Raw genomic sequence first — 8,662 nt, 5'->3', positions numbered from 1 at the left:
TGCCACCTCATGAACACTGCCCGCAGACAGACATTCCTCAATCAGTGATTGTTTGAGCGATCGGTCGTACTTCGTCATTGAACACCCTCCGGCGAGGTCAGGTGTCCAACATTCGGGGGTCAGTTCAACGCCGGGTCACTTTTTGACAAACGCCCGGTGTGCCGGCCCAGTCAAAAAGTAACCAAAAAAGGCTTGCCCCTGCTTGGTCCCTACGCTTCGCTGCGGGTCCCCTCCCTCCGGCGTCGCCCAAGCGGCCGACGGCCCGGAATAGAAGCGCCTCCGGTTCCGTCTTCCCCGGCTACGCCAGGGACCGCTCGACCAACGCCTCCAGTCGGCCCTGGCGCTTTATGGGGCACACAATCAAGATCAAAGGCCGCACAGGATCAAGGTCAAAGGCAGTCCGCGGCGTTTTTAGGGGCATAAAAAAGGGCCCCGAAGGGCCCTTTTTTGCTATCGGCTAATTACACGCCGGAAGCTTTTGCTGCAGCTACGTCCTTGATGGACAGCTTGATACGGCCGCGGTTGTCCACGTCCAGCACCAGTACTTCAACTTCCTGACCTTCTTTCAGAATGTCGGTCACTTTCTCTACGCGAGCGTCGCTCAGCATCGAGATGTGAACCAGACCGTCCTTGCCAGGCAGGATGTTGACGAAGGCGCCGAAGTCGACGATACGCTCGACCTTGCCCACGTAGATCTTGCCGATCTCGGCCTCGGCAGTGATCGACAGCACGCGCTGCTTGGCAGCCTCGGCCGCGTCCTTGGTTTCGCCGAAGATCTTGATCGAACCGTCGTCTTCGATGTCGATCGAAGCCTTGGTTTCTTCGCAGATGGCGCGGATGGTGGCGCCGCCTTTACCGATGACGTCACGGATCTTGTCGGTGTCGATCTTCATGGCGATCATGGTAGGCGCGTTTTCCGACAGTTCGGTACGCGACTGGCCAATGATCTGGTTCATCTGGCCGAGGATGTTCAGGCGCGCTTCCAGGGCCTGGCCCAGGGCGATTTCCATGATCTCTTCGGTGATGCCGTTGATCTTGATGTCCATCTGCAGGGCAGTAACGCCCTTGGCAGTACCGGCCACCTTGAAGTCCATGTCGCCCAGGTGGTCTTCGTCACCCAGGATGTCGGTCAGGATAGCGAACTTCTCGCCTTCCTTGACCAGGCCCATGGCGATACCGGCAACCGGTGCCTTCATCGGTACACCGGCGTCCATCAGGGCCAGGGATGCACCGCACACCGAAGCCATGGAGCTGGAACCGTTGGATTCGGTGATTTCCGAAACAACGCGGATGGTGTACGGGAACACGTCAGCGGCAGGCAGCATGGCCTGGACCGAACGACGGGCCAGACGGCCGTGGCCGATTTCGCGACGGCCAGCACCGCCCATGCGACCACACTCGCCTACCGAGAACGGAGGGAAGTTGTAGTGCAGCATGAAGGGGTCTTTCTTCTCGCCTTCCAGGGTGTCCAGCAGCTGTGCGTCACGGGCAGTACCCAGGGTCGCAACGACCAGGGCCTGGGTTTCGCCACGGGTGAACAGGGCCGAACCGTGGGTCTTCGGCAGCACGCCGACTTCGATGTTCAGCGGGCGCACGGTCTTGGTGTCGCGGCCGTCGATACGTGGCTTGCCGTTGACGATGTTTTCGCGAACGGTGCGGTATTCGATTTCGCCGAATGCAGCTTTGACGTCGCTGGCAGAAGGCTGGCCTTCTTCACCGGACAGCTTGGCAACGACCTGGTCCTTCAGCTCGCCCAGGCGAGCGTAGCGGTCGGCCTTGACGGTGATGGTGTAGGCGTCGGAGATCGCAGCGCCGAACTCGGCACGGATAGCGCCCAGCAGTTCGGTGGCTTCGGCTTGCGGCGCCCAGGCCCAGGTAGGCTTGGCAGCTTCGGCGGCCAGCTCTTTGACAGCCTTGATGACGGCCTGGAATTCGTCGTGGGCGAACAGCACGGCACCCAGCATCTGGTCTTCGGTCAGCTCTTTGGCTTCCGATTCAACCATCAGCACGGCGTCGGAAGTACCGGCCACGACCATGTCCAGGCTCGAGGCAGCCAGTTGCTCGTAGGTTGGGTTCAGCAGGTAGCCGGTGCTTTCGTGGAAAGCAACGCGCGCGGCGCCGATCGGGCCTTCGAAAGGAATACCGGAGATGGCCAGGGCTGCCGAGGTACCGATCATCGCAGCGATGTCCGGATCGGTCTTCTTGCTGGTGGACACCACGGTGCAGACCACCTGGACTTCGTTCATGAAGCCTTCAGGGAACAGCGGGCGGATCGGACGGTCGATCAGGCGCGAAGTCAGGGTCTCTTTCTCGGAAGGACGGCCTTCACGCTTGAAGAAACCACCAGGGATCTTGCCGGCGGCGTAGGTCTTTTCCTGGTAGTGCACGGACAGGGGGAAGAAGCCCTTGCCTGGATCAGCTTGCTTGGCGCCTACAACGGTGACCAGCACGGTCACGTCGTTGTCGACGGTGACCAGGACGGCGCCGGAGGCTTGACGGGCAATACGGCCAGTCTCGAGGGTTACGGTCGATTGACCGAACTGGAACTTCTTGATTACCGGGTTCACGGTTTCCTACCTTCTTCAGTTTGCTCTGGGGGAACTGGTTTCTTGCGAAATTCTTGGGCAGCAAGGGGAATCGGCCCTTTGGCAGTCCAGATAAAACTTGAGGCTGGAAGCCTGCCCTGCATCAGCGCCTAGGCACCGATGCACGACAGTCAACCAACCTCATTGATACGCACGGCGTGTTCGTCAGCTCCGGCGCCAGGCGCCGGATTCGACGGAGGCAACACGCCGCGCACACCACAAGCCCGGGCCGCTATTAGCGACGCAGACCCAGACGGCCGATCAGGGCGCTGTAACGAGTGGTGTCTTTGCCCTTCAGGTAGTCCAGCAGCTTACGACGCTGGTTAACCATACGGATCAGGCCACGACGCGAGTGGTGGTCTTTGCCGTTGGCCTTGAAGTGGCCTTGCAGCTTGTTGATGTTGGCAGTCAGCAGTGCAACTTGCACTTCTGGCGAACCGGTGTCGCCAGCGGCTTGCTGGAACTCACCAACGATCTTTGCTTTTTCTTCAACGTTAAGTGCCATGAGGGCATCTCCATTACTAAGGAAAACCGTTTGACCGGCTTTCCAACAGGCCGAGGACAAATCCTCGTATTTAAAAGTGAGGGATAACCGTGCCTGTTAACAGCCACCCTCGTTCGGTCATTCTGACCGAATCAGTCGACGCGGCGCGATGCGCCCGTCTTCGCTCACTTCACCGATACCGATGAAGCGACCGTTGTGATCCTGCACCCGCACCATGCCGAATTTCGGCGCGTCGGGGGCGCGTACCGGTTGTCCGTGCAGCCAGTAGAACGCACTGTGCTCGGAGAACTGCAACAGGGGCCAATCCAGCAGGCCGCTGTCTGAAGGCATCAGGAACTGGTCCACCGCCTCGTTGCCGCCTTCGGCATGCACGCGCTCGAGTTCCTCGAGGGTGACCGTCTGGGCCAACGTGAAGGGGCCAGCATGGGTGCGACGCAGTTCTGCAACGTAGGCGCCACAACCCAATTGCTCACCGATGTCCTCGACCAGGGTACGGATGTAGGTGCCTTTGGAGCACCCTACCGACAGCCGTGCACGAGTGTCATCGAAGGCAAGCAATTCCAGCCGGTCAATAGTAACAGAACGCGGTTCACGCTCCACTACTTCCCCTGCACGTGCCAGCTTGTAAAGCGGCTGGCCATCACGCTTGAGAGCCGAGTACATCGGCGGTATCTGACTGATTTCACCACGAAATTGTGGCAAAACGGCTTCGATGTCGCCGCGACAAACGGTTACATCTCGAGTGCGCAAAACCTCACCCTCGGCGTCTGCCGTGGTGGTGGTCTGGCCCATCTGCATGACGGTCTCGTAGCCCTTGTCGGAATCGAGCAGGTATTGCGAGAACTTGGTGGCCTCGCCAAAGCACAGCGGCAGCACGCCGGTGGCCAGCGGGTCGAGGCTGCCGGTGTGGCCGGCCTTCTCGGCATTGAGCAGCCAGCGGACCTTCTGCAGGGCGGCGTTGGAGGTGAAGCCCAACGGCTTGTCCAGCAGGATGATACCGCTGACGTTACGACGGATACGCTTGACCTGAGCCACCGCTTACTCCTCGGTGCCTGGTTTGCTGGCGACGTCCTGGTGCTGGCTGTCTTCGGCCACGGCACGCTCGATCAGCGCGGAAAGCTGGGCGCCACGGGTGACGCTTTCGTCGTAGTGGAAATGCAGTTGCGGCACGCTGCGCAGTTTCATTTCCTTGCCCAAGTGCACGCGCAGGAAGCCTGCGGCAGAGTTCAGCACCTTGATGGTCTGCTTGATGTCCTCGGCGCTGTCCTGGCCCATGACGGTGATGAACACCTTGGCATGGCCCACGTCACGGCTGACGTCGACGGCAGTGATGGTCACCAGGCCCACGCGCGGGTCCTTGACCTCGCGGCGGATCAGTTGCGCCAGCTCGCGTTGCATCTGGTCGCCGATGCGCTGGGTACGGCTGTATTCTTTTGCCATGAATTCTTACCTGTAACTGAAGCGGCAAACGCCCGGCCAGGCGAGAGCCGGACCGGGCGTTGCGTTTAGAGTGCCAGGGCAAACCCTGCGCACTCCTCTAGCTCGCGTATTAGAGCGTACGAGCCACTTGGACCTTCTCGAAGACTTCGATCTTGTCGCCGACCTTGACGTCGTTGTAGCTCTTCACGCCGATACCGCATTCCATGCCGGCACGGACTTCCGAGGCGTCGTCCTTGAAGCGACGCAGCGATTCCAGCTCGCCTTCGAAGATAACGATGTCTTCGCGCAGTACACGGATCGGACGGTTCCGGTAAACGGTACCTTCGACGACCATGCAACCAGCGATAGCACCGAACTTCGGCGAACGGAACACGTCACGCACTTCGGCGATACCCAGGATGTTCTCGCGAACGTCGCTGCCGAGCATACCGGTCAGGGCTTTCTTGACGTCTTCAATGATGTCGTAGATCACGTTGTAGTAACGCATATCCAGACCTTCCTGCTCGACGATCTTGCGCGCGCCGGCATCGGCACGCACGTTGAAGCCGAACAGTACTGCATTGGAGGCCAGTGCCAGGTTGGCGTCGGATTCGGTGATACCACCTACGCCGCCACCCACAACGCGCACTTGCACTTCGTCGTTGCCCAGGCCGTTCAGAGCGCCCTGCAAAGCTTCCAGCGAACCACGGACGTCGGATTTGAGGACGATGTTGAGCGTCTTCTTCTCTTCCTGGCCCATGTTCTCGAAGATGTTTTCCAGCTTGCCGGCGTGAGCACGGGCCAGCTTGACTTCGCGGAACTTGCCTTGACGGAACAGAGCCACTTCACGGGCTTTCTTCTCGTCGGCAACCACGCTCATCTCGTCGCCAGCGTCCGGGGTACCGTCCAGGCCCAGGATCTCGACCGGAATGGCCGGACCTGCTTCCTTGATCGGCTTGCCGTTCTCGTCGAGCATGGCACGTACACGGCCGTAGTTCGAACCGACCAGTACCATGTCGCCTTGGCGCAGGGTACCGTCTTGAACCAGCACGGTGGCAACCGGGCCGCGGCCCTTGTCCAGACGCGATTCAACTACCACGCCGCGGCCTGGGGCCGAAGGGGTTGCCTTCAGTTCCAGTACTTCGGCTTGCAGCAGAACGGCTTCCAGCAGCTCGTCGACGCCAGTACCCATCTTCGCCGAGACCGGTACGAATGGAGTGTCACCACCCCACTCTTCCGAGGTCACGCCGTGTACCGACAGCTCGCTGCGGATACGGTCCAGGTCTGCACCCGGCTTGTCGATCTTGTTCACTGCGACAACCAGCGGCACGCCAGCAGCAACAGCGTGCTGTACGGCTTCGATGGTCTGCGGCATCACGCCGTCGTCGGCAGCAACTACCAGGATGACGATGTCGGTGGCCTTGGCACCACGGGCACGCATGGCGGTAAACGCGGCGTGACCAGGGGTGTCGAGGAAGGTCACCATGCCACGGTCGGTTTCAACGTGGTACGCACCGATGTGCTGGGTGATACCGCCGGCTTCGCCAGCAGCTACCTTGGCACGACGGATGTAGTCCAGCAGCGAGGTCTTACCGTGGTCAACGTGGCCCATTACGGTCACGACTGGCGCACGGGAGAACGCTTCACCTTCGAACTTCAGCGATTCGGCCAGGGAGTCTTCCAGGGCGGTGTCGCTGACCAGGGTGACCTTGTGGCCCAGTTCTTCAGCAACCAGCTGGGCAGTTTCCTGGTCCAGTACCTGGTTGATGGTGGCCGGGGTACCCAGCTTGAACATGAACTTGATGACTTCGGCAGCCTTGACCGACATCTGTGCGGCCAGGTCGCCGACAGTGATGGTCTCGCCAATCTGCACGTCACGAATCACAGGACCGGTAGGGTTCTGGAAGCCGTGGGCGTTACGCTTCTTCAGCTTGCCCTTGCCACGACCGCCGCGACGGAAGCCATCGCTTTCCTCGTCGGTGGTGCGTGGAGCGGCACGTGGAGTCGGCGCTTTCTCTTTTTCCTTGACCGAAGCACGATGCGGCGCGTTCTTGCGCTCGCCATCGTTGCGGCGGCTGTCGTCGTTGCGCGGTTTGTCCGGGCGACGCGGCTCGTCTTTCTTGCGGTCGGCAACCGGCGCCGGGGCAACGGCTACATCGGCGGCGGCAGGCGCTTCCACGGCAGGTGCCGGGGCAGCAGCCGACGCAGGTGCGGCAGGACGACGTGCTTCTTCTTCGGCACGTTGACGGGCAGCTTCCTGATCGGCTTTCTGACGCGCAGCGTTTTCGGCTGCACGGCGCTCTTCCAGCTCGCGCTTCTGCTCGGCCTGAATTTCTTCAGGGCTGCGCTGCACGAATACTTTCTTCTTGCGTACTTCTACGCTGATGCTCTTGCTGCCAGCCACACGCAGGGTGCTGGTGGTCTTGCGCTGCAAGGTAATCTTGCGCGGTTCTTCCGCTTTAGCCTTGTGGCTGCTTTTCAAATGAGCCAGCAGAGCCTGCTTCTCATTATCGGTCACAACTTGTCCGGCGTCGGTGTGCGGCAGACCTGCCTCACGCATCTGCTGTAACAGGCGCTCTACCGGTGCGGCGACCTCTGTGGCCAGTTCTTTCACCGTGACTTGCGTCATGCACTTCTCTCCTCAGGCCGCGCCTACTTACTCGAACCAGTGGGCTCGGGCGGCCATGATCAACTTGCCGGCACGATCATCGTCAATGCCGTCGATGTCGAGCAGATCATCAATAGACTGCTCGGCCAGGTCTTCGCGGGTAATTACGCCGCGCACCGCCAGTTCCATCGCCAAATCCTTGTCCATACCCTCAAGCGAGAGCAGGTCTTCGGCCGGATGGGCGTCTGCCAGCTTTTCCTCTGTAGCGATGGCTTTGGTCAACAGGCGATCCTTGGCACGAGCGCGAAGCTCGTTGACGATGTCCTCGTCAAAGCCGTCGATGTTGAGCATTTCTTCCAACGGTACGTAGGCAATCTCTTCCAGGCTGGTGAAACCTTCATCAACCAGCACCTGTGCCAGCTCTTCGTCGACTTCCAGCTCGTCGATGAAGTTGCGCAGGATGTCGCCGGTTTCTGCTTGCTGCTTAGCCTGGATGTCCGATTCGGTCATCACGTTCAGGGTCCAGCCAGTCAGCTGGCTGGCCAAACGTACGTTCTGACCACCACGACCAATGGCCTGAGCCAGATTGTCAGCGCCGACAGCGATGTCCATTGCATGGGCATCCTCGTCGACAATGATCGCCGCCACTTCAGCTGGGGACATCGCGTTGATCACGAACTGCGCGGGGTTGTCATCCCACAGGACGATATCCACACGCTCACCGCCCAATTCACCCGATACCGCCTGGACGCGCGAACCGCGCATACCGATGCAGGCACCTTGTGGGTCGATGCGTTTGTCCTTGGAGCGGACCGCAATCTTGGCGCGCGAACCCGGGTCACGGGACGCAGCCATCACTTCGATCAGGCCTTCGGCAATTTCCGGCACTTCGATGCGGAACAGTTCGATCAGCATTTCTGGCGCTGTACGCGACAGGATCAGCTGCGGACCGCGGTTCTCGGTGCGGATTTCCTTGAGCAGTGCACGCAGGCGCACACCTACCCGGAAAGTTTCGCGAGAAATGATGTCCTCGCGGGCCAGCAGGGCTTCGGCGTTGTTGCCAAGGTCCACGATGACGTTGTCACGGGTAACCTTCTTAACAGTACCGGAGATGATCTCGCCCAGGCGTTCGCGATAGGCGTCAACCACTTGGGCGCGCTCGGCTTCACGAACTTTCTGGACGATCACCTGCTTGGCAGTCTGTGCTGCAATGCGACCGAATTCGATCGACTCGATCTTCTCTTCGATCACGTCGCCGGCAACGGCGCCCGGCTTCTTGGCCTGGGCCTGGTCGACAGCCAGCTCGATCGCCGGGTCGTCCAGGTCTTCATCCTCGACCACTGCCCAGCGACGGAAAGTTTCATAGGCACCGGTGTGGCGGTTGATTTCCACACGCAGGTCCACTTCATCCTCGAAGCGCTTCTTGGTAGCGGTTGCCAGAGCAATCTCCAGCGCTTCGAATATTACGCCGGCCGGTACACCCTTTTCGTTGGATACCGACTCAACAACCAGCAGTACTTCTTTGCTCATCGTACGCCTCGCCTT

General features: G+C 60.3%; 6 protein-coding genes. All 6 read right to left on the bottom strand.

Annotation, left to right across the window (positions count from 1 at the left end):
• Positions 1–461 precede the first annotated feature (461 nt).
• Positions 462–2,567: a polyribonucleotide nucleotidyltransferase gene (pnp, locus tag AC0SZ7_RS26945; protein ID WP_416422409.1), complete on the bottom strand. Its 2,106-nt coding sequence runs from the start codon at positions 2,565–2,567 to the stop codon at positions 462–464.
• 253 nt (positions 2,568–2,820) lie between these two features.
• Entirely contained in the window at positions 2,821–3,090 is a 270-nt protein-coding gene (gene rpsO, locus AC0SZ7_RS26940; protein WP_158157548.1) for a 30S ribosomal protein S15, read from the bottom strand.
• A gap of 117 nt (positions 3,091–3,207) precedes the next feature.
• Positions 3,208–4,125, bottom strand: coding sequence for a tRNA pseudouridine(55) synthase TruB (truB, locus tag AC0SZ7_RS26935; protein ID WP_475507224.1), 918 nt, complete (start codon positions 4,123–4,125; stop codon positions 3,208–3,210).
• Between the two features lie 3 nt (positions 4,126–4,128).
• The gene (gene rbfA, locus AC0SZ7_RS26930; RefSeq protein ID WP_475507223.1) at positions 4,129–4,530 is read right to left on the bottom strand and encodes a 30S ribosome-binding factor RbfA; all 402 of its coding nucleotides are present in this window, start codon (positions 4,528–4,530) and stop codon (positions 4,129–4,131) included.
• 109 nt (positions 4,531–4,639) lie between these two features.
• A complete protein-coding gene (infB, locus tag AC0SZ7_RS26925) occupies positions 4,640–7,138 on the bottom strand; it encodes a translation initiation factor IF-2 (RefSeq protein ID WP_475507222.1) in 2,499 nt (832 codons plus the stop codon).
• Positions 7,139–7,165: 27 nt separating this feature from the next.
• Positions 7,166–8,647: a transcription termination factor NusA gene (nusA, locus tag AC0SZ7_RS26920; protein ID WP_027981880.1), complete on the bottom strand. Its 1,482-nt coding sequence runs from the start codon at positions 8,645–8,647 to the stop codon at positions 7,166–7,168.
• Positions 8,648–8,662: the final 15 nt, after the last annotated feature.

The sequence above is a fragment of the Pseudomonas sp. JC1203 genome, assembly GCF_056175065.1.
Note: the sequence above shows the minus strand (reverse complement) of the source record. Positions and strands in the feature narration are given on the sequence as shown.